This window comes from Cupriavidus necator, assembly GCF_016127575.1.
Classification (GTDB): Bacteria; Pseudomonadota; Gammaproteobacteria; order Burkholderiales; family Burkholderiaceae; genus Cupriavidus; species Cupriavidus necator_D.
This window is the reverse complement of the sequence record NZ_CP066018.1, coordinates 2,172,920-2,194,391: the sequence shown is the minus strand read 5'-3', so window position 1 is coordinate 2,194,391 and position 21,472 is coordinate 2,172,920. Positions and strand designations below refer to the sequence as shown.

The 21,472-nt window shown below is 66.2% G+C and carries 20 protein-coding genes; 8 read left to right on the top strand and 12 right to left on the bottom strand.

Annotation, left to right across the window (positions count from 1 at the left end):
• The first annotated feature begins 71 nt into the window (after positions 1-71).
• Positions 72-1,943 (top strand): protein translocase subunit SecD, encoded by a 1,872-nt coding sequence (secD, locus tag I6H87_RS10260; protein ID WP_011615996.1) that lies wholly within the window; start codon positions 72-74, stop codon positions 1,941-1,943.
• A gap of 40 nt (positions 1,944-1,983) precedes the next feature.
• Positions 1,984-2,955, top strand: coding sequence for a protein translocase subunit SecF (gene secF / locus I6H87_RS10255; protein ID WP_011615997.1), 972 nt, complete (start codon positions 1,984-1,986; stop codon positions 2,953-2,955).
• Positions 2,956-3,071: 116 nt separating this feature from the next.
• On the opposite strand, the gene I6H87_RS10250 is transcribed toward secF, so the two are convergent.
• The 9 genes from I6H87_RS10250 to purB all read right to left on the bottom strand — a co-directional run bounded on the left by I6H87_RS10250 (position 3,072) and on the right by purB (position 12,381).
• Positions 3,072-3,560 carry a TetR/AcrR family transcriptional regulator gene (locus I6H87_RS10250; protein ID WP_051398494.1) on the bottom strand — a complete coding sequence of 163 codons (489 nt, stop codon included), beginning with the start codon at positions 3,558-3,560 and terminating at the stop codon, positions 3,072-3,074.
• Between the two features lie 38 nt (positions 3,561-3,598).
• Entirely contained in the window at positions 3,599-4,606 is a 1,008-nt protein-coding gene (locus tag I6H87_RS10245) for a response regulator (protein WP_010815065.1), read from the bottom strand.
• Positions 4,603-5,748, bottom strand: a complete 1,146-nt coding sequence (locus tag I6H87_RS10240; RefSeq protein WP_011615998.1) for a hybrid sensor histidine kinase/response regulator — start codon at positions 5,746-5,748, stop codon at positions 4,603-4,605. The genes I6H87_RS10245 and I6H87_RS10240 overlap by 4 nt, the downstream gene beginning before the upstream one ends.
• A 6-nt stretch (positions 5,749-5,754) precedes the next feature.
• A complete protein-coding gene (locus tag I6H87_RS10235; RefSeq protein ID WP_011615999.1) occupies positions 5,755-7,095 on the bottom strand; it encodes a sensor histidine kinase in 1,341 nt (446 codons plus the stop codon).
• A gap of 5 nt (positions 7,096-7,100) precedes the next feature.
• Positions 7,101-8,504 carry a class I SAM-dependent methyltransferase gene (locus tag I6H87_RS10230; RefSeq protein WP_011616000.1) on the bottom strand — a complete coding sequence of 468 codons (1,404 nt, stop codon included), beginning with the start codon at positions 8,502-8,504 and terminating at the stop codon, positions 7,101-7,103.
• Positions 8,505-8,853: 349 nt separating this feature from the next.
• Positions 8,854-9,444, bottom strand: a complete 591-nt coding sequence (locus tag I6H87_RS10225; RefSeq protein WP_010815069.1) for a YceI family protein — start codon at positions 9,442-9,444, stop codon at positions 8,854-8,856.
• An 83-nt stretch (positions 9,445-9,527) separates the two neighbouring features.
• The gene (locus I6H87_RS10220) at positions 9,528-10,097 is read right to left on the bottom strand and encodes a YceI family protein (protein WP_010815070.1); all 570 of its coding nucleotides are present in this window, start codon (positions 10,095-10,097) and stop codon (positions 9,528-9,530) included.
• A 68-nt stretch (positions 10,098-10,165) separates the two neighbouring features.
• Entirely contained in the window at positions 10,166-10,720 is a 555-nt protein-coding gene (locus tag I6H87_RS10215) for a cytochrome b (protein WP_011616001.1), read from the bottom strand.
• A gap of 284 nt (positions 10,721-11,004) precedes the next feature.
• Entirely contained in the window at positions 11,005-12,381 is a 1,377-nt protein-coding gene (purB, locus tag I6H87_RS10210) for an adenylosuccinate lyase (protein ID WP_011616002.1), read from the bottom strand.
• A gap of 375 nt (positions 12,382-12,756) precedes the next feature.
• On the opposite strand from purB, the gene I6H87_RS10205 reads away from it, so the two are divergent.
• Positions 12,757-13,371, top strand: a complete 615-nt coding sequence (locus I6H87_RS10205) for a glutathione S-transferase C-terminal domain-containing protein (RefSeq protein WP_010815073.1) — start codon at positions 12,757-12,759, stop codon at positions 13,369-13,371.
• A 63-nt stretch (positions 13,372-13,434) separates the two neighbouring features.
• On the opposite strand, the gene mnmA is transcribed toward I6H87_RS10205, so the two are convergent.
• Together mnmA and I6H87_RS10195 are read right to left on the bottom strand one after the other, a co-directional pair.
• On the bottom strand, positions 13,435-14,487 hold the full coding sequence (gene mnmA / locus I6H87_RS10200; RefSeq protein WP_037023624.1) for a tRNA 2-thiouridine(34) synthase MnmA: 1,053 nt from the start codon (positions 14,485-14,487) through the stop codon (positions 13,435-13,437).
• Between the two features lie 29 nt (positions 14,488-14,516).
• Positions 14,517-15,020 carry an NUDIX hydrolase gene (locus I6H87_RS10195; protein ID WP_037023515.1) on the bottom strand — a complete coding sequence of 168 codons (504 nt, stop codon included), beginning with the start codon at positions 15,018-15,020 and terminating at the stop codon, positions 14,517-14,519.
• Positions 15,021-15,307: 287 nt separating this feature from the next.
• On the opposite strand from I6H87_RS10195, the gene I6H87_RS10190 reads away from it, so the two are divergent.
• The 5 genes from I6H87_RS10190 (at position 15,308) to I6H87_RS10170 (ending at position 20,148) form a co-directional block, all read left to right on the top strand.
• On the top strand, positions 15,308-16,429 hold the full coding sequence (locus tag I6H87_RS10190) for a Re/Si-specific NAD(P)(+) transhydrogenase subunit alpha (RefSeq protein WP_011616003.1): 1,122 nt from the start codon (positions 15,308-15,310) through the stop codon (positions 16,427-16,429).
• Positions 16,430-16,486: 57 nt separating this feature from the next.
• Complete coding sequence (gene panD, locus I6H87_RS10185; protein WP_010815077.1) at positions 16,487-16,849, top strand: aspartate 1-decarboxylase; 363 nt, start codon at positions 16,487-16,489, stop codon at positions 16,847-16,849.
• A 242-nt stretch (positions 16,850-17,091) separates the two neighbouring features.
• The gene (locus tag I6H87_RS10180; protein WP_010813224.1) at positions 17,092-17,433 is read left to right on the top strand and encodes an NAD(P) transhydrogenase subunit alpha part 2; all 342 of its coding nucleotides are present in this window, start codon (positions 17,092-17,094) and stop codon (positions 17,431-17,433) included.
• Positions 17,433-18,905 carry an NAD(P)(+) transhydrogenase (Re/Si-specific) subunit beta gene (locus tag I6H87_RS10175; RefSeq protein ID WP_010813223.1) on the top strand — a complete coding sequence of 491 codons (1,473 nt, stop codon included), beginning with the start codon at positions 17,433-17,435 and terminating at the stop codon, positions 18,903-18,905. The genes I6H87_RS10180 and I6H87_RS10175 overlap by 1 nt, the downstream gene beginning before the upstream one ends.
• 196 nt (positions 18,906-19,101) lie before the next feature.
• A complete protein-coding gene (locus I6H87_RS10170; protein ID WP_010813222.1) occupies positions 19,102-20,148 on the top strand; it encodes a response regulator in 1,047 nt (348 codons plus the stop codon).
• Positions 20,149-20,166: 18 nt separating this feature from the next.
• Here I6H87_RS10170 and I6H87_RS10165 read toward each other — a convergent pair whose 3' ends face one another.
• Positions 20,167-21,420 carry a THUMP domain-containing class I SAM-dependent RNA methyltransferase gene (locus I6H87_RS10165; protein WP_011616004.1) on the bottom strand — a complete coding sequence of 418 codons (1,254 nt, stop codon included), beginning with the start codon at positions 21,418-21,420 and terminating at the stop codon, positions 20,167-20,169.
• Between the last annotated feature and the right edge of the window lie 52 nt (positions 21,421-21,472).

The following is a 21,472-nucleotide window of genomic DNA, read 5'->3' as shown; positions in this document are numbered from 1 at the left end:
CGGTTCGGCCCCGCCGACGTGGTGCGCCACGCCAGCGCCGGCCCCGCCAACCGCTGAATGACTGGCCAGAGATGAATCGTTATCCGCTTTGGAAATACCTCGTGATCCTGGTGGCCCTGGCCATCGGCATCATCTATACCTTGCCGAATTTCTTCGGCGAGGCGCCTGCGGTGCAGGTGTCCTCGGGCAAGGCCACGGTCAAGGTCGACCTGTCGATGCAGAAGCAGGTCGAAGAGATCCTGGCACAGAACCAGCTGCAGCCTGACGGCGTCTTCTTTGATATTTCCGGCCAGTCCGGCTCGGTCAAGGCGCGCTTCCGCACCACCGACGAGCAGCTCAAGGCCAAGGACATCCTGTCGCGCACGCTCAACCCCGACGCGGCCGACCCCACCTATGTGGTCGCGCTGAACCTGCTGTCGGGCTCGCCGCGCTGGCTGACCGCCATGCACGCGCTGCCGATGTACCTGGGCCTGGACTTGCGCGGCGGCGTGCACTTCCTGCTGCAGGTCGACATGAAGGGCGCGGTCGACAAGAAGCTCGACAGCCTGGGCGGCGACGCGCGCACCCTGCTGCGCGACAAGAGCATCCGCCACGGCGGCATCGACCGCGATGGCGAGCGCCTGACGGTGCGCTTCAACAACGCCGACGACGCCAACCGCGCGCGTCCGCTGCTGGCCGACAACCTGCGCGAAGTCGCCTTCGCCATGGACGGCAACAATATCGTCGGCACCTTCACCGAAGCCGCCCGCAAGGCCGTGCAGGATGCCGCGGTCAAGCAGAACATCACCACGCTGCACAACCGCGTCAACGAGCTTGGCGTGGCCGAGCCGGTGATCCAGCAGCAAGGCGCCGACCGCATCGTGGTGCAGCTGCCCGGCGTGCAGGACACCGCCAAGGCCAAGGACATCATCGGCCGCACCGCCACGCTCGAAGCCCGCCTGGTCGACAACGACGCGCCGCGCAGCCCGCGCCCGGGCGACCCGATCCCGTTCGGCAGCGAGCTCTTCACGCAAGGCAACGGCGCCCCGGTGGTGCTGAAGAAGCAGGTCATCTTCACCGGCGACCGCATTGAAAGCGCCTCGGCCGGCTTCGACCAGAACCAGCAGCCTTCGGTCAACATCAAGCTCGACGCCCAGGGCGGACGCGTGCTGCGCGACGTCTCGCGCGAGAACCTGAAGAAGCCGATGGCGATCGTGCTGTTCGAAAAGGGCAAGGGCGAAGTGCTGACGGTGGCGACGATCCAGTCCGAACTGGGCTCCAGCTTCCAGATCACCGGCTCCTACTCCACCGAAGCCGCCAACGACCTGGCGCTGCTGCTGCGCGCCGGCTCGCTGGCCGCGCCGATGGAGATCATCGAAGAGCGCACCATCGGCCCGTCGCTGGGCGCGGACAACATCCGGAAGGGTTTTGACTCGGTCGCCTACGGCTTTGCCGCCATCGGCGTGTTCATGATCCTGTACTACATGCTGTTCGGCGTGTTCTCGGTGGTGGCGCTGGGCGTGAACCTGCTGCTGCTGATCGCGGTGCTGTCGATGCTGCAGGCCACGCTGACGCTGCCGGGCATTGCCGCCATCGCGCTGGTGCTGGGCATGGCCATCGACGCCAACGTGCTGATCAACGAGCGCATCCGCGAGGAACTGCGCGCGGGCGCGTCGCCGCAGATGGCGATCGCGGTCGGCTTCGACCGCGCCTGGGCCACCATTCTGGACTCCAACGTGACCACGCTGATCGCCGGCCTGGCACTGCTGGCCTTTGGTTCGGGCCCGGTGCGCGGCTTTGCCGTGGTGCACTGCCTGGGCATCCTGACCTCGATGTTCTCGGCGGTGTTCTTCAACCGCGGCCTGGTCAACCTCTGGTACGGCCGCAAGAAGAAGCTGCAGAGCGTGGCCATCGGCCAGATCTGGAAGCCGGGCAACACCACCGACACGCCGGTCGCCAAGTAAGGCGAGCAGCAACAACTAGCAGTACAGAACAGGATTCAACATGGAATTCTTCCGCATCCGGCGCGACATTCCGTTCATGAAGCACGCGTTGGTCTTCAACGTGATTTCCTTCCTGACGTTTGCCGCAGCCGTGTTCTTCCTCTGGCACAAGGGCCTGCACCTGTCGATCGAATTCACCGGCGGCACGGTGATGGAAGTCAGCTACCAGCAGACCGCCGACCTGGAAAAGATCCGCGGCCAGGTGGGCAAGCTGGGCTATACCGACGTGCAGGTGCAGAATTTCGGCACCTCGCGCGACGTGATGATCCGCCTGCCGCTGCAGAAGGGCGCGGACGGCAAGCCCGTCACCTCGGCCCAGCAGAGCGAGCAGGTGATGGCCTCGCTGCAGGCGGCCTCGCCTGACGTGAAGCTGCAACGGGTGGAGTTCGTCGGCCCGCAGGTGGGCAAGGAACTGGCCACCGACGGCCTGCTCGCGCTGCTGTGCGTGGTGGCCGGCATCGTGATCTACCTGTCGTTCCGCTTCGAATGGAAGTTCGCGGTGGCGGGCATCATCGCCAACCTGCACGACGTGGTCATCATCCTGGGCTTCTTCGCCTACTTCCAGTGGGAATTCTCGCTGTCGGTGCTGGCGGCGATCCTGGCGGTGCTGGGCTATTCGGTCAACGAATCGGTGGTGATCTTCGACCGGATCCGCGAGAACTTCCGCAAGTTCCGCAAGATGAGCACCCACGAGATCATCGACAACGCGATCACCAGCACCATCTCGCGCACCATCATCACCCACGGCTCGACCCAGATGATGGTGCTGTCGATGTTCTTCTTCGGTGGCCCCACGCTGCACTACTTTGCCCTGGCACTGACGGTCGGCATCTTGTTCGGCATCTACTCGTCGGTGTTCGTGGCCGCGGCGCTGGCGATGTGGCTGGGCGTCAAGCGCGAGGATCTGGTCAAGGGCGAGAAGAAGTCCGACTCGACCGACCGCAACGACCCCAACTACGGCGCGCAGGCCTGACGGCTTGCCGCCCACGAAAACAAAGGCGCCCCGGGCGCCTTTGTTTTTTTCCGCGGCCGGCCGGTGTTATGCCTGGCCTGACCAGCGTGAGCGCGCTCCCGCGGGCGGGGCCGGCATCAGCGGCTCGCGGTCCTGTCCCGGCTCGGGCTCGGGGATGGGGCGGCCGGAATCGCGCCATTCCACGGCGGCGGCAAGACCGTAGCGCTCGGCATACTCCTTGAACCAGATCCCTTCGGGCGAATGTCGCGTGATGCCGCGGCGCGGGCCCGCGCCGGCGTTGCGTCGCCGGCGGGCTTTGCCGGGGGCGGGACATCGCCGGTGGCCGCGCGCACGTATTGCTGCAACTGGAGCAGGGACTCGCCCAGCACCGCGGCGTAAAGGACTTCGATGTTCTCGAAATACAGATAGAGGGTCGCCGGGGCGATGCCGGCCGCCAACGCGATCCGCCTGGCGGACGCTGCCTCGAGTCCCGCGGAAACCAGGATGGTTCGAGCCGCCTCGACAATCGCTGCGCGCTGCGTATCGACGTTCTGCGCGGAGCGCGCGGGCCGCCCCCTGCGCCTGGCGGCTACGGCAGCGGCCGCACCGATCGTCTTGCTTGCCATGTCAGCCTGCACCTCACCGGCTACAGCCCGGCTCCATGTCAACGTTGCTCGGCAAAGCGCTCGATCCACGCCGCCAGCCGGTCGGCCGCGAAGAACTCGGTACGCTGGCCGGCACGGCACAGGATGGCGTCGCCATCGCGCGCAAACTGCAGCGCACCGCCGGCCTCGTCCAGCCACAGCAGGCTGGCCAGCCACGCCGCATGCGCGGCAGACACCGGCGCGCCCACCGGCTGCACCAGGTACTCGGCCAACGTGGCCGGCGCGGTCCAGACCACGGTATCGCCATCGCGGCGCACCACCTCGCTGCCCAGCGCGTCGGCGATTACCGCGACGGCATCGGCCGCCCCCTTGCCCGCGTTGGCGCTGCGCAGGCCCGCCAGGCGCGTGCCGACGGCATGGCCGAAGCTGCCGCTGCGCTCGGCCTCGGCCCGCACCAGGTCGGCGTAGTCCATGCGCTGCCAGTCCGGCTCGACGCTGCCCGCGCCGGCCAGGTCGACCGCCGCGAGGTAGGTCTCCACCGGCTGGAAACGGCCCGGCCCGATCAGGCTGGCGCACAGCGCATGCACCATGCCGATGCGCGAGGCCACGGTCTGGGTCTGCAGCACGGACAGCTTCTCGCGCAGCAGCTGGTCGCGTTCCTTGCGCAGGCCGGCCAGTTCCAGCGCCTGCTTCAGCTCCATGCGCAGCGCGGTGATGTCCCACGGCTTCTTGATGTAGCGGTGGATCTGCCCCTGGTTGACCGCCTCGACGGTCTGGTCGAGCTCCGAATACGCGGTGGTCAGGATGCGCACGATATGCGGGTAGCGCTCGCGCGCGTAGCGCAGCAGTTCGTTGCCATACTCGCCCGGCATGCGCTGGTCCGACACCAGCACCGCAAGGCTGTCTGCGTGGGCGTCGAGCAAGGCCTTGCCCTCTTCAACGGAGCCGCCGGTGGCCACCGGTGCCAGCGCCCCGATGGCACGCTGGAAATACTTGACTGCAGTCGCTTCGTCATCGACGAACAGAATCGCCGGGGGTGGTGCCTGCGTGGCATTCGGTTCGGTCATCGGTCACTCCTATGCTTTCGACTCTTGAAACTTGGAAAGTCCAGCGTCACCGTCGTGCCGGCACCGGATGCGGATTCGATCCGGATGCCGCCGCCAAACGACTGCATGACGCGGTTGCAGAAAATCATGCCCAGGCCGCTGCCGCCGGCACTGGCGTGGGTGGTGACAGGGTCGACCAGCAACCGCTCCATCACTTCCGGCGCAATCCCCGGCCCGTTGTCGCAGATGCGGATTTCCGGGCGCGGCTGCGCCACCACCACAAAGCGCAACGCCGGCGTGCCGACACTGCCCAGCGCCCGCAGCGCGTTGCTCATCACCGAGGAGAGCACCAGCGCCACGCAGTTGGGCAGCGTCTGCACCGGGAAATCGCCGTGCATCTCCACCTGCACCCAGCTGCGCTGGTCGCCTGCGAACGGGTAGCTGTCCAGCAGCGAAGTGACCAGCGAGCCGGCGCTGACCTCGGCGCCGGCATCGGGCCGCGCCGGCGTGCTGCCGGCACTGTTGCGCACCGACTGCAGGAACGACGACAGCACCGCCAGGCAATACTGGGCGTTGTCGTACATGGCGCTGGCCGCCTGGCCGATCTCGGCCTGGCGCTGCGCACTGTACTCGCCGGCGACACGTCCGCGGATGCCGTGGGCAAAGTTGGCGATGGCAGCCAGCGGGGTATTCAGCTCATGCGCCAGGAAGGCCAGGGTCTCGTCGATCGCCATCAGCCGGTGCTGGCGCAGGGTGCGCTCGCGGTGGCGCTCGCGGTGGCGCTCGGCGGCGCCTGCCAGCACCTCGCGCAGGTCGGCCACGCTCAGCGGCTTTTCCAGGATGCGGAAGACTTCGCCGCTGTTGACCGTTTCCAGCAGCACATCCTTGTCGGCATAGGCGGTGACCAGGATGCGCACGATCTGCGGGTATTCCTGCGCCACCTGGCGCAGCAGCTGGCCGCCGTCGCGCCCGGGCATGCGGAAGTCGGTCACCAGCACCGCCACGCGGGCGGGGTCCGCGCGCAGCACCGCCAGGGCCTCGTCGGCGCTGTCTGCCACCAGCACCTCATAGTCGCTGCCGGCGGCCCGGGCGAAATACTTGCGCGCCATCTCCTCGTCGTCGACATAGAGGACGGCAAGCCGTGCCTGCTTCGCTTCGCTCATGGCTGGTTACTCCGCACGCGGCAGGTCGAAGCTGAACGCGGTCCACTGGCCCAGTTCGCTCTCGGCATACAGCTGCCCGCCGTGGCGTTCCACCACCGCGTAGCTGATCGACAGGCCCAGGCCAAGCCCCTGCCCCACCTCGCGCGTGGTGAAGAACGGCTCGAACACGCGCGCCAGGTTTTCCTGGGGGATGCCAGGGCCGTTGTCGCGCACCATGACGTGCAGGCGGTGGTTGTCCCAGCGGGCCGTGGTATGGATCGCGGGCGCGGCCGTGCCCGCCTTGCGCATGGCCAGCGCGGCATTCGAGAACAGGTTGATCAGCACGCCGATGATGGCCGCCTCGTCGCCCAGCACCAGGGTGTCGGCAGGCAGTTCGCGGCTGAGGCTGACCCCGCGCAGCTCATGCGCGGTCAGGCGGATCGACGAATCGAGCGCCTTCTCGAACAGGAACGGCGTGCCTTCCACCTCGGCGCCCGGCTTGCGGTAGGCAAAGGTCTTGAGGTCGGAGACGATATGCTGGATGCGCTGCATCCCCTGCTTGGCGTCGACCAGGCACTCTTCCAGCGAAGGGTTCTCCTTGGCCTGTGGCTCTTCCATCGCCACTTCGATCGCCATCAGGCAGAAGTTGACCGGGTTGTTCACCTCGTGCAGCAGCCCCGCCGCCAGCGTACCGATGGCGGCCATCTTCTCCTGCTGCAGCATCTGGCCCTTGATGTCGGCCAGCCGGCGGTTGATGTCGGCAAGCTCGTCGTTCTTGTGCGCCAGCTCTTCCTTGAGCCGTATCAGGTGGAAGTGGCCGCGCTCGTTCATGAACGTGTAGACCGCGCTGGCCACGATCGAGAACATGATGAACAGCGAATTGACGGTGAAGTGCGCGCGCTGCGCCAGGCCATCGGGGTGGATCAGGCAGGCGCCGAGGTAGAGCAGGTAAGTGACCACGCCAAAGCCGATGGTCTGCCACAGGCCCATGGGCATGGCGATGCCGACCGCGAAGATGACCAGGTTCAGCCCGGCATAGTAGATGGACGAGGCGCCGTCGGTGGTGGCGATCATCCATGTGATCATCATCTGCGGCAGCAGCAGCAGCCAGGCCAGCGTGAGCGGCTGCACGAAGCGCCGGCCGGCCTGGTTGGCCAGCAGCAGGAAGATCAGCCCGATCAGGACCGAGACCACCAGGCGGGCGACAAAGAACTGCAGCTGGTGGCTGGGATAGATCCCGTAGTCGAGCCCGACGCCGGCCATCACCAGCACGATGGCCGTCAGCGCGCCGGCCCGGCTCGAGACCAGGCGAAACTCGCGCAGGTCAGCCTCGTACGGGGAATACCTGCTCGCAGTCCGTTTCAGCATGGTGGTCAGGCCTTGGCCGGATCAGTCACGATCGCTTCCACAAACACGTTGACGCCGGTCGGGTCGACGTAGGTGCGGCCGTCGCGCGTATTGGCCGGCAGCAAAGACTGCATGCCGGCCTCATCGCGGTAGATCAGGTACCACTCCAGCATATGTTCCATGCTGTACCGTTCCGGGTTGTCGACGTGGACGTTGGTGGCCAGGATGCGCCCCTCGGGATGGGTGCGCGTGGAGAAATAGCTCAGCAGGCGCGCGCAGACGCGGTCGGACAGGTAGTCGAACAGGCCGGCGCAGTAGACCCCGTCGAACTCGCGCAGCGACGGATCGTGGTCGATCCGGCGCTTGAGCAGTTCATGCACCGAGTGGTGGACATATTCCACCTCGACCTTCGCATTGGCCTTGCGGCAGCTCTCTTCGATGCGCCCGCGCGCGTAGTCCAGCGTTTCCTGGCTGAAGTCGAGCAGCTGGAACGACAGCCAGTGCGGCTCGGGGTATTCGGTAATGAAGCGGTTGATCTCGACCGCCGGGCCACAGCCCACGTTGAGCAGCCGGAACGGCTTGCCCGCGGCCCGGGCCTGCTCGGCCATGCGCACCAGGAAATCGACCAGCAGGTTGATGCGGTTGCGGTGGGCAGCGGCCACGGACGACTGCAGGAAGGTTGCGTTGACGATCTGGAAGTAGGTGCTGGGGCCCTGGCGCGGATCCGACAGGATCTGGTTGACCATTTCGTAGTCGCCGGCATAGCCGAGCGGCTTGGTATAGGTCCGGAACACGAACGGTGAGCGCAGCAGCAAGGGATGCAGCGCCGCCTGCGTGAAGGTGCGGTGCATCACGGTGTCTTCTTCCGGCACGTGCGCGGCTTCGCCGTCGAGCCGCGCGGAATATTCGCGGATCTTCAGTGCGATCGGGGTGGCCAGCTCCTCGAACACGTCCATGCGCAGCGTATCGCCTTCCTTGGGCAGCGTGCTGGTCATGTCGACCTGCTCCACCCAGCGCGACACCTCGGACAGGAACGCGCGCATTTCATTGACCACGATCTGGTAGTCGGGCCGGATATTGAAGCGCTCATTCCAGTCCTGCACGAACCGCTGCGACTCGCGCGCGACCGACTTGGGCTCGTTGTCCAGGTTGCTCAGCTCCAGCCACTCGTCGATCAGCGTCAGCGACACCACCGCGGTCAGGCCGGTGTTCACCAGGCTCATGACCACGGCCTTGCCGAGGTAGGCATTCTTCGAGCCCATGCGGACGCTGAGTTCGCTCAGCACCTCACTGACCTGCACGATCGAATACGGGTTGTAGATCTCCATCACCAGGGACTTTCTCTGGAGATTGACAATCGTGCCCCGCACCTGCTCGCCCTGCGAGTTGCGGAAACTAACTACCGGATCGATTTGCGTTTTGGAATACACGGTATTGCGCCAGGGAAAACCGAGAAACGCTGCGGGCCATACAGCCAGGGCAGAACGGCCGGGTACAGCATGAGGGGCGAGGAGGTCGCGGGGGTGGCTACCGGTATCGGGACATGCAGCGAATGCTCATAGTGATGCGCTTTAGCCGGTTGCGGGCATGGCTGCCCCCGCCTTGGCAGGAGTAGCAATGCCACGATCAAGGAGGGATTGCCGCGGGCCATTGTACTGTGCCCGTCGGGGGTCGTACAACCAAGTGCCCTGGCAGGCGCCTGAATCATACCGGCCAATAAAAAAGGCCGGCATTGCCGGCCTTGACTGCCTGGAAGCCCGGCGCAGCGGGCTGGCACGCTCAGTCCGCGCGCACGCCTTCCACCTGGATGGCAAGCTTGACCTCGGGCTTGAAGCCCATCTTCACGCCGTAGTCCAGGCCGAAGTCGGCACGGTTGAAATGGCCCACGGCGTCGGCGCCGCAGGCTTCGCGCTTGAGCATCGGGTGCTGGATGCACTTGAAATCGCGGATTTCCAGCTTGACCGGCTTGGACACGCCGCGCAGCGTCAGCATGCCGTCAACCTCGGTCGGCACGTCACCCTTGAACTTGGAGAACTTGCCCTTGTAGACGGCCTCGGGGAAGGCTTCCACGTCGAACATGTCCGGGCCCTTGGCGTGCTGGTTCAGCTTGGCATTGCCGAAATCGATCGAAGCCGGGTCGATCTTGACCTCGACCGAGCCCGCCTTGGCGGCACGGTCCAGCGTGACCACGCCGCTGGACTTGTCGAACTTGCCGCGCCAGGTCGACAGGCCGCCCAGGTGGTCGGCCTCGAAGCTCGGGTAGGTGTGGGTCGGATCGAGGTTGTAGGTCACGGTATTGGCCGAAGCCACGCCGAAGGCGGCGGTTGCGGAAATGGCCGCGACGGCGGCAACGAGGGAACGCAGTTTCATGGAATCTCCCGACAAATCAGGTTGGGGCGGAACGTTCTCACGAACGCCGATTGGGTACGTCAGCGGAATGCCGGCCTTGCTTGTTACTTCTTGGCCAGCACGATACGGAATTTGATCTGCACGTCGTCGGCCACCACGGAAGTGTCCTTCCACTCGCCGTCGCCGATATTGAAGACCGTGCGCTTGATCGGCAGCGCGCCCTCGAACACCTGCACGGCGCCTTCCTGGCGGTAGGTGGCGGGCACCACCACGTCAACGGTCTTGCCCTTGATGGTCAGCTTGCCGGCCACGTCGTACTTGCCCGGCGTGCCGTTCTTGATGCTGGTGGACTGGAACACGGCCTTGGGGTACTTGGCGGCGTCGAACCAGTCCTTGCCCTTCACTTCCTTGGTGGTCTCGGCGTCGCCGATCTCGAAGCTGGACACATCGATCTCGACCTTGGCCGACGAGGTCGCCAGCTTGGCCGGGTCGAAGCTGACCGCGGCATCGAACTTCCTGAACTTGCCTTCCATCGGCACACCGATCTGGCGCGCGACCGCGGTCACCGAGCTCTTGGCGGCGTCAACCTGCGCCCAGGCCAGGTTGGCTGCGATGCCGGAGGCGGCCAGGACGGCGGCGATGACGAGCGAGCCGCGGCGGGAATTGCGTTTCATCTCAAAAAACTCCTGTCAGGGTCGGCGCAGCGCGCCGCGGTACGGAAAAAGTTGGCCGGGGCGGCGCCTCAGCGCAGGAACGGCAGCATCCGGCCCAGCGTGCCGTCGCGGTCGACGAACTGGTGCTTGACCGCCGCCGCCGCATGGACAACGACCACCGCCGCCATCAGGTAGTTCAGCCAGATATGGACAAACTTGAGTATTTCTTTCAGTTCGTCGTTCTTCTCCAGCAGCGCCGGCATCTTCCACAGGCCCAGGTAGACCACCGGCACGCCCGCGGCCGAGCTGTACAGGTAGCCGCTGATAGGAACGGTCACGATCAGCAGGTACAGCAGGTGATGGGCGCCGGCCGCGGCTTTGGCCTGCCAGGCCGGCGTGCCGGGCGCCACCGGCGGTGCCGCATGGGTTGCACGCCACAGCACGCGCAGCACGGCAACCGCGAAGATCGTCACGCCCAGCCACTTGTGCCAGGAGTAGAGCTTGAGCTTGGTCGGCGTCAGCCCCGGAATGCCGGTCATGTACAGGCCGAGCCCGAACGCGGCGAAGATCGCCAGCGCAATGACCCAGTGCAAGGCGATCGCGGTGGCACCGTAGCCGGTGGGGGCGTTGGCGGTAGAACGCATCGGACTCCTCTCGCCCCGCGCAGGAGCGTTTCACAATTTTGGGGAAGGCACCGGCGGGGGCTGGCCCGCCCGTGCGCTTACGATTCTCGCATTATTGCGGCGGGCTGTGCGCCGATGAAGGACAGTCCTTCATTAAGTTATTCAAATGCTTTGAAGTGACATTCTGTCGCAAGCGGCACAAAGCCGCAGTGACCTGCCCGCCGCGCTGCGCCAGAAAAGCAAAAAGCCATCCTCGCGGATGGCTTTTGCAGCACGTCGCCCCGGTTCAGGGGCGAAATGTGGCGTCAGATGCGCTCGGCCAGCACCACGGCCTTGCCGATGTAGCTGGCGGGCGTCATGCCCAGCAGCAGCTTCTTGGCGTCGTCGGGGATCGCCAGGCCGTTGATGAAGGTCTGCAGCGCCTCGCGCGAGATGCCCTTGCCGCGGGTCAGCTCCTTGAGCTGCTCGTACGGGTTGGGCACGCCGAAGCGGCGCATCACGGTCTGCACCGGCTCGGCCAGCACCTCCCAGCAGTTGTCCAGGTCTTCGTCCAGGCGCTCGGGGTTGGTTTCCAGCTTGCCCAGGCCACGCAGGCAGGCCTCATAGGCCAGCAGGCTGTAGCCGAAGGCCACGCCGATATTGCGCAGCACGGTCGAATCGGTCAGGTCGCGCTGCCAGCGCGACAGCGGCAGCTTCTCGGACAAGTGGCGCAGCACGGCGTTGGCCAGGCCCAGGTTGCCTTCGGAGTTCTCGAAGTCGATCGGGTTGACCTTGTGCGGCATGGTCGACGAGCCGATTTCGCCGGCCTTGGTCTTCTGCTTGAAGTAACCCAGCGAGATATAGCCCCAGACGTCGCGGTTCAGGTCGAGCAGGATGGTGTTGGCGCGGGCGATCGCGTCGAACAGCTCGGCCATGTAGTCGTGCGGCTCGATCTGGATGGTGTACGGGTTGAAGACCAGGCCCAGGCGGGTCTCGATCACCTGCTTCGAGAAGGCTTCCCAGTCGAAGCTCGGGTAGGCCGACAGGTGCGCGTTGTAGTTGCCCACCGCGCCGTTCATCTTGCCCAGCAGCTCGACCTGCTCGATGCGCTGGATCGCGCGCGCCAGGCGCGCGGCCACGTTGGCCATTTCCTTGCCCAGCGTGGTCGGGCTGGCCGGCTGGCCGTGGGTGCGCGACAGCATCGGCTGCGCGGCATTGAGCTTGGCCAGCTCGACCAGGCGGGCGTGCACGCGCTTGAGCGCCGGCACCACCACGCCTTCGCGGGCGCCCTTGAGCATCATGCCGTGCGAGGTGTTGTTGATGTCTTCCGAGGTGCAGGCGAAGTGGATGAACTCGCTGGCGGCTTCCAGCTCGGCGTTGCCCTTGACCTGTTCCTTGAGCCAGTACTCGACCGCCTTGACGTCATGGTTGGTGACGGCTTCGATTTCCTTGATGCGGGCGGCGTCGGCCTCGCTGAACTTGTCCACCAGCGCCAGCAGCGCGGCCTCGGAGGCGGCCGAGAACTTGGGCATGTCGGGCAGGCCGGCCTGCGCCAGCGCGATCAGCCAGTGCACCTCGACCTTGACGCGGTTGCGCATGAACGCGGCCTCGGACAGCCATTCGCGCAGCGCATCGGCCTTGGCGGCGTAACGGCCATCGATCGGGGACAGGGCGGTGAGCGGCGAAAGCGAAGAGGAGGTCATGCTGGAAACCGGGAAAAGGGAGGCAATGGAAGAAGGCGACGAACAAGAAGCGCCGCGGGGGCTGGCGCTGTCAGCGTTGGCGGCGGGAGGGACCGGAAAAGCGACCTTATGCGGCCGGATGCGTCCAAAACGCCGCGCCGGCAGGCCCGCCGGCGCTGCGCAACGCAGGATTTTACCACCCCTGCCCCGGCTCCGGGCAGCGGTAAAGCGCCGCCGCGGGGCATCGGTGCGCAAGCCCGCATTCGCCATGCACCACGGGTATACTCGCGCACGCCGTTCCAGTAGCCTGTTATGAAGTGCATCGGGCAAGCCGCGCGCCCCACCGCCGCTGCCACAGAGCGACGATGCACTTCATAACAAGCTCAAGGGGAGAATATGAAGCTGTATGCATCCCGGACCAGTCCCTACGCGCGCAAGGTGCGCGTGGTGATGGCGGAGAAAAAGATCGAGTGCCAGCTCATCGAAGAGGATGTCTGGTCGCCCGAGACCAGGATCGGCCAGTTCAACCCGCTCGGCAAAGTGCCTTGCCTGGTCATGGAAGACGGCGGCGCAATCTTCGATTCGCGCGTGATCGTCGAATATGTCGACACCTTGACGCCGGTCAGCCGGTTGATCCCGCAGGGCGGGCGCGAGCGCCTGGAAGTCCGCTGCTGGGAGGCGCTGGCCGACGGCCTGCTCGACGCAGCGCTGCTGGTGCGCCTGGAGGCCACCCAGCGCGAGCCGCATGAGCGCAGCGAACGCTGGGTGCAGCGCCAGCGCGGCAAGATCGATGCGGCGCTGGTGGCCATGGCGCACGGCCTGGCCGACCGCCCCTTCTGCACCGGCACGCACTATTCGCTGGCCGACGTGGCGGTGGGCTGCGCGCTGTCCTACCTGGATTTCCGCTTCCCCGAGATCGCCTGGCGCGAGCGCCATCCCAACCTGGCGGCGCTGGAGGAAAAGCTGTCCAAGCGCCAGTCGTTTATCGATACGGAACCGCCGCGCGGCTGATCCACAGCGGCCGACAAGAAAACACCCGCCTCGAGCGGGTGTTTTTTCGTGCAGCGGCAGCGCTTACTGGATGATGCCGCCGCCTAGGCAGATGTCACCGTCATACAGCACCGCCGACTGCCCGGGCGTGACCGCCCATTGCGCCTCGGCAAACCGGAGCGTCAGCGCGTCGCCGTCCACCGCCTGCACCGTGCAGGCCGCATCGCTCTGGCGGTAGCGCGTCTTGGCCGCCATCGCCGCGCCCGCGGCGGGCGGCTCGCCGGCCACCCAGGACAGGTCCGACGCGGTCAGCACCGGCGTCAGCAGCCACGGGTGGTCGTGGCCCTGCACCACGTAAAGCGTATTGTTCGCCATATCCTTGCGCGCCACATACCAGGCGTCGCCGTTGCCCTCGCGGCTGCCGCCCAGGCCGATGCCCTTGCGCTGGCCCAGCGTGTAGAAGGCGAGGCCGATATGCTCGCCCACGACCTTGCCCTCGGGCGTCTTCATCGGGCCCGGCTTGGTCGGCAGGTAGCGGTTCAGGAAATCGCGGAACGGACGCTCGCCGATAAAGCAGATGCCGGTGGAGTCCTTCTTCTTCGCGTTCGGCAGGCCGATCTCGGCGGCGATCTCGCGCACGCGCGTCTTGGGGATCTCGCCCAGCGGGAACAGCGTGCGCGACAGCTGCGCCTGGTTCAGCCGGTGCAGGAAGTAGCTCTGGTCCTTGGTATGGTCGAGCGCCTTGAGCAGCTCGAACCGGCCGGCCGCGTTCTGCCGCACACGCGCATAGTGGCCGGTGGCGATGGTTTCCGCGCCCAGCGACATGGCATGGTCGAGGAAGGCCTTGAACTTGATCTCGGCATTGCACAGCACGTCGGGGTTGGGCGTGCGCCCGGCGGAGTATTCGCGCAGGAAGTCGGCAAAGACCCGGTCCTTGTACTCGGCGGCAAAGTTGACCGCCTCCACGTCGACGCCGATCAGGTCGGCCACCGAGACCACGTCCAGCCAGTCCTGGCGCGTTGAACAGTACTCGCTGTCGTCATCGTCCTCCCAGTTCTTCATGAACAGGCCGATGACCTCGTAGCCCTGCTGCTTGAGCAGCCACGCGGTGACCGACGAATCGACCCCGCCCGACATGCCCACCACGACACGTTTTCCGGCACCACTCACGGCTGCGCTCCAAGCGGGACGGCCGCGGCCAGCGCCGACGGGTGCGTGTACAAGGCGTCCAGCGCAAAGCGCTTGCCGGCCAGGTAGTCGTTGACACAGGCCATCACCAGCGGCGTACGGTGACGCTCCGTGCAGGCGCGCAGTTCTTCCGCGCTCATCCAGACCGTGCGCACGATGCCGGTGTCGAGCTGGCGGCCCGCATCGAGCGAGCCCAGGTCGCCGGTAAAGGCAAAGCGCACATAGGTCACATCGGTGCCGGTGCGCGACGACAGCGAACGGCCCATGTAGCAGCCCAGCAGCGCGCGCGGCTCAAAGGTGTGTGCGGTCTCTTCCAGGGTTTCGCGGATCACTGCGCGGATCAGGCTCTCGCCCGGGTCCAGATGCCCGGCGGGCTGGTTCAGGCGCAGCCCGTCGGCGGTTTCCTCTTCGACCAGCAGGAAGCGTCCGCCGCGCTCGATCACGGCGGCAACGGTCACGCTGGCATTCCAGTCACTTGACATGATGCTCAATTTTTAGGCAATCCCGCATTCTACCGGTTGCGGGCCCATCGTGCAGCGCCGCCGGCCCGCCATGGCCCCCGGCCGGTAAGCCAGGCTGGTGCTGGAATGGCGGCTGCAACTCCCTCTTTGGCGATCGCCGCAAAAGCCGACCGGCCGGTCACCATTGAACGTCAGATTCCTGTAAGCTGCGAAAAAATTGTTGCGCTGCGGCTTAAGCTTGCGGCGCGCACGGGCCAGACGTCGGTCCGCCCAACCACACAAGACGCCAGCTAAAGGAGAAATTGACGATGTACATCGGCATCCCGCAGGAGACGCGGGCCGGCGAGACTCGCGTCGCCGCCACCCCGGAGACAGTCAAGAAGTACGTCGCCCAGGGCCACAAGGTGGTCGTGCAGGCCGGCGCCGGCGTAAGCGCCAGCCAGCCCGACGGCGCGTATGAGGCGGTCGGCGCCACCATCGGCACCGCCGCCGAAGCTCTGGGCGCCCAGCTGGTGCTCAAGGTGCGCGCACCGGACGCCGCCGAACTGGCGCAGATGAAGCCGGGCGCCGTGCTGATCGGCATGCTCAATCCCTTCGACGCCGACAACAACGCGCGCATGTCCGCCGCGAACATCACCGCCTTTGCCCTGGAAGCCGCGCCGCGCACCACGCGCGCGCAGAGCATGGACGTGCTGTCGTCGCAGGCCAACATCGCCGGCTACAAGGCCGTGCTGGTGGCCGCGCACCACTACCAGCGCTTCATGCCGATGCTGATGACCGCCGCCGGCACCGTCAAGGCCGCGCGCGTGCTGATCCTGGGCGCGGGCGTCGCCGGCCTGCAGGCCATCGCCACGGCCAAGCGGCTGGGCGCGGTGATCGAGGCCTCCGATGTGCGCCCCGCGGTCAAGGAGCAGATCGAATCGCTCGGCGCCAAGTTCCTCGACGTGCCCTTCCTCACCGATGAAGAGCGCGAGATCGCCCAGGGCGTGGGCGGCTATGCCCGCCCGATGCCGCCGGACTGGATGAAGCGCCAGGCCGAGCTGGTGCACCAGCGCGCGGTCCAGGCCGACATCGTCATCACCACCGCACTGATCCCGGGCCGCAAGGCACCGGTGCTGCTGCAGGAAACCACCGTGGCGCAGATGAAACCCGGCTCGGTGGTGGTGGACCTGGCCGCGGCACAGGGCGGCAACTGCCCGCTGACGGTGGCCGACGAAGTGGTCAACCACAACGGCGTCATCATCATCGGCCACACCAACCTGGCCAGCATGGTCGCGGCCGACGCCTCGGCGCTCTATGCCCGCAACGTGCTGGACTTCCTCAAGCTGGTCGTCGACAAGGACGGCCAATTCACGCTGAACCTTGAAGACGACATCGTCTCGGCCTGCCTGATGTGCAGGGACGGCAAGGTCGTGCGAGAGGCGGCGTAATTTCCACGGGCGCCATGCGCCCACTGCTTTTGCATCAAATATAAGGACGTATCACCCATGCAACGCATCATGCTCCGCGCCAAGCTCCACCGCGTCACCGTGACGCAGGCGGACCTCAACTACGAGGGTTCGTGCGGCATCGACCAGGACCTGCTGGACGCTGCCGACATGAAGGAGTTCGAGAAGATCGAGCTGTACAACGTGAACAACGGCGAGCGCTTCTCCACCTACATCATCAAGGGCGAGCGCGGCAGCGGCGAGATCTCGCTGAACGGCGCCGCGGCCCGCCGCGCGCACCTGGGCGACCAGCTGATCATCTGCACCTACGCGCCGATGAGCGACGAGGAAATCGCCGCCTACAAGCCCAAGGTCATCCTGGTGAACGAGAAGAACGGCATCAAGGAAATCAAGAAGTTCTGAGGGTTTGCTCCCCTCTCCCGCCTGCGGGAGAGGGGCAGGGGGAGAGGGCAGGCGCTGGCATACCGCCGGCCTGACTTCGTGGGCAAGCCTGCCCTCTCCCCAACCGTCTCCCGCAAGCGGGAGAGGGGGCACGCAATGGGTCGATCTGAGCCACTGGACCTTGACGTGCCCTGACCGCAATGCAGCAATAAGAATTCAGTAAAACGCCGCATCCCGGATTCAAAGCAACGGAGGAGAAGTCGATGGAGATGGTGAACCACACGGTGATCAACCTGATCATCTTCGTGCTGGCGATCTACGTGGGTTACCACGTGGTCTGGACGGTAACGCCAGCCCTGCATACGCCCCTGATGGCGGTGACCAATGCGATCTCGGCGATCATCATCGTCGGCGCCATGCTCGCCGCGGGCCTGACCGAAGGCGGGGTCGGGCGCGTGATGGGCACGCTGGCGGTGGCGTTGGCCGCGGTCAATGTGTTCGGCGGCTTCCTGGTCACCCAGCGCATGCTGGAGATGTTCAAGAAGAAGGAACCGAAGGCCAAGGCGCCTGAGTCCAAGCCGGCGCTGGCCAGGGAGGGTGCGTGATGACCGGTCTTGTCAGCATGAACCTTGTCACCCTGCTCTACCTGGTGGCCTCGGTCTGCTTTATCCAGGCGCTCAAGGGCCTGTCGCACCCGGCCTCGGCGCGCAAGGGCAATGCCTTCGGCATGATCGGCATGGCCATTGCCGTGGTGACCACGCTGGTCCTGATCATCAAGCTGAAGAATGAATTCCTCGCGGCGGGCACGGCCCAGTCGTCGGTGGGCACGGGCCTGGCGCTGATCTTCGCCGCGCTCGTGGTCGGCGGCGGCATCGGCGCCTACGTGGCGAAGAAGGTGCAGATGACCAAGATGCCCGAGCTGGTCGCGGCGATGCACTCGCTGATCGGCCTGGCCGCGGTCTTCATCGCCGTGGCGGCGGTGGCCGAGCCGGCGGCGTTCGGCATCAGCCCGGCAGGCTCGCACCTGATCCCGCTGGGCAACCGCATCGAGCTCTTCATCGGCTGCTTCGTCGGCGCGATTACGTTCTCCGGCTCGGTGATCGCCTTCGGCAAGCTGGCCGGGCGCTACAAGTTCCGCCTGTTCCAGGGCGCGCCGGTGGTGTTTGCCGGCCAGCACTGGCTGAACCTGCTGCTGGCGGTGGCAATGGTGGGCTTCGGCGTCATCTTCTTCCTGTCGCAGGACTGGCTGCCGTTCCTGATCATGCTGGCGATCGCCTTCGTGCTGGGCGTGCTGATCATCATCCCGATCGGCGGCGCCGACATGCCGGTGGTGGTGTCGATGCTGAACTCGTACTCGGGCTGGGCAGCGGCGGGCATCGGCTTCTCGCTGAACAACCCGATGCTGATCATCGCGGGCTCGCTGGTGGGCTCCTCCGGTGCGATCCTGTCGTACATCATGTGCAAGGCGATGAACCGGTCGTTCTTCAACGTGCTGCTGGGCGGTTTCGGCGGCGCGACCGCGGCGGCGGCAACCGGCGACCAGCAGCAGCGCCCGGTCAAGTCGGGTTCCGCCGACGATGCCGCGTTCCTGATGGGCAACGCCGAGACCGTGATCATCGTGCCGGGCTATGGCCTGGCCGTGGCGCGCGCCCAACACGCGCTCAAGGAACTGACCGAGAAGCTGGCCGAAAAGGGCGTGACCGTGAAGTACGCGATCCACCCGGTGGCAGGCCGCATGCCGGGCCATATGAACGTGCTGCTGGCCGAGGCCGAGGTGCCGTACGACCAGGTCTTCGAGATGGAAGACATCAACAGCGAGTTCGGCCAGGCCGACGTGGTGCTGGTGCTGGGCGCCAACGACGTGGTCAACCCGGCGGCCAAGAACGACCCCCAGTCGCCGATTGCCGGCATGCCGATCCTGGAGGCCTACAAGGCCAAGACCATCATCGTCAACAAGCGCTCCATGGCCGCCGGCTACGCCGGGCTGGACAACGAGCTGTTCTACATGGACAAGACCATGATGGTGTTCGGCGACGCCAAGAAGGTGGTCGAGGATATGTTCAAGGCGGTCGACTAAGGCCGTCCGCGCGCCGCGCGCAGGCCCGGGCCATCCCGGCCCTGCCGCGGGCGCCTCCCGCCGCCGGCCCTGGCTGCAAGGCGTGCCTTGCAAGGCAGCCGTGGCGCGCTATACTGGCCTGCGAATGCGCACACTGGCTTGCCGCTTGCGCCACGCCCGTGCCGAACCACTGCGCCGAACCCCTGCCCGCCGCTCCATGACCTTCAACCCGCACGACAGGAACCTGTCGGTCTTCCATCACCCGGTCCTGACCGTCCTGGTCGATGACAGCAAGTCGTTCATCGACAGCCTGGCGTTCCAGATGGATGCCTCGCGCGCGGTGATCACCTTCACCGACCCGCGTGAAGCGCTGCAATGGATCCGCGAGGCCTATGCCACCCGCTTCCCGGGCTTCCTGCCGGTGCGCGTGACGCACGACGACCTCACCTTCCTGACCGAGCGGCGCACCGTGCAGCTCGACATCGACCGCATCTACCGCCAGATCCACGATTTCAAGCGCTTCCTGCAGCCGGGCGTGGTGGTGGTCGACTATTCGATGCCGCAGATGGACGGGCTGGAATTCTGCCAGGCGCTGCAGGACCTGCCCTGCAAGACCATCCTGCTGACCGGCACCGCCGACGAGAGCATCGCCGTGCAGGGCTTCAACCACGGGCTGATCGACCGCTACGTGAAGAAGCATGAAAGCAATATGGTCGAGCGGCTGGACCAGGAAATCGAGGCCATGCAGCAGGCGTACTTTGCCACGCTGTCGCGCACGCTGCGCGAGCTGCTGACGCGGCATTCCTTTTCGTTCCTGTCCGATCCGGCCATCACCGAGCGCGTGCGCCAGCTGATCGCGCGCTATGGCTTTGTCGAGTACTACCTGTACCCCAACCCGGCCGGCATCCTGCTGCTGACCGCGCAGGGCCACGCCACGCTGATGGTGATCGAGACCCGCGCCGGGCTGATGAGCCAGGTGGAATCGGCCGAGGCCTACGATGCCCCGGCGGCACTGATCGAAGGCCTGCGCGAAGGCCGGCTGGTGCCGTTCTTCTGGCCCGGCAACGGCATGTACACGCCGGCGTGCGTGGACTGGGAACAATACTGCCTGCCGGCCGAGCGCTGCGAAGGCAATGAAGAATTCATTTACGCGCTGTTCGACCTGCCGCGCCACCTGCTGCAGGAGCCGGTGGTCAGCCTGCAGGGCTTCCTGGCGGACTTCAGCCGCAATCCCGACGCACTGACGGGGCGCAAGCGCCCCTGACCCGGCGGCCCGGCGCCGTCAGTCAGCCTGCGGCGCCCGGTTGGCGCCGCGCACCATGTCGAAGCGGAACAGCCGGCATTCGATATTGCCGTTGTAGAGCGGCGTGCGGCGCGACTCCTTGAGCCGCAGCCGGCGCGGGAAGCCCATGTCGCCGGTAAACACCCACGCCTGCCAGCCCGCGAAATGCTGCTTGAGCGTGGTGGCGAAGGCACTGGCGAACTGGTTGGCGGCGGCCTCCTCCACCTCGTCGCGCGGCATCGCTTCCTCTGGCAGGCGGCGCTGGCCGCGCACCGCGATGCGCTCGCCGTACGGGGGATTCATCAACAGCAAACCCGGCTCATCAAAAGGCGGCTGCACGAAGCGCGCATCCACCTGCTTGGTGCGCGCCTCGCCCGGCAGGCCGGCACGCTCCCAGTTGGCGCGCGTGATCGCCAGCATGTCGGTGGAGATGTCCGAACCCACCACCTGCAGCTCATCGGCCGAGGCCAGCATGCGGGCGCGCTGCGCGTCCGACTTCAGCTTCTGCCAGGCCTTGGTGTCCATGCCCTTGAGCCATTCGAAGGCAAAGCTGCGGCTGCCGCCCGGCGCGATACCCAGCGCCACCTGCGCGGCCTCGATCAGGAAGGTGCCGCTGCCGCACATCGGGTCGTAGAAGGGCCGGAAGGTCTGGCCCGGCACCCAGCCCGCCAGGCGCAGGATGCCGGCGGCCAGGTTTTCCTTCAGCGGCGCCTCGCCCTTCTCGGTGCGCCAGCCGCGCTTGAACAGGGGCTCGCCGGTGGTGTCGAGGTACAGCGTGCAGTCACGCTCGGTCAGGTGGGCATAGATGCGCACATCCGGGCTGGCGGTATCGACGCTCGGGCGCACGCCCACACGCTCGCGCAGGGCATCGCAGACCCCGTCCTTGACCCGCAGCGCGGTGAAATTCAGGCTGCGCAGCGGCGACTTGTGCGAGGTGATGTCCACGCGCAGCGATTCATCGGGCGAAAACCACTGCTCCCAGCGCACGCCGCGTGCCAGCGTATAGATGTCGTCTTCATGCCGGTAGCCGCGCGCGGCCACGCGCATCAGCACCCGGCTGGCAATGCGCGAATGCAGGTTGACCGCATAGGCGGCGGCCATCTCGCCCGAGAAATTGACGCCGCCCGGCACCTCCTGGTGCACCGTGAACGGCGCCAGCGCGGCCATGCCCGGCATCGCGGCGATCTCGCGCAGTTCTTCGGCGAGCGCGCTCTCCAGGCCGCGCGGGCAAGGGGCAAAGAAGGCTTGGGTCATGTGTTGGGTTTCCTGCAAACAAAAACGTCCGCCGTAGCGGACGGGGATCTAT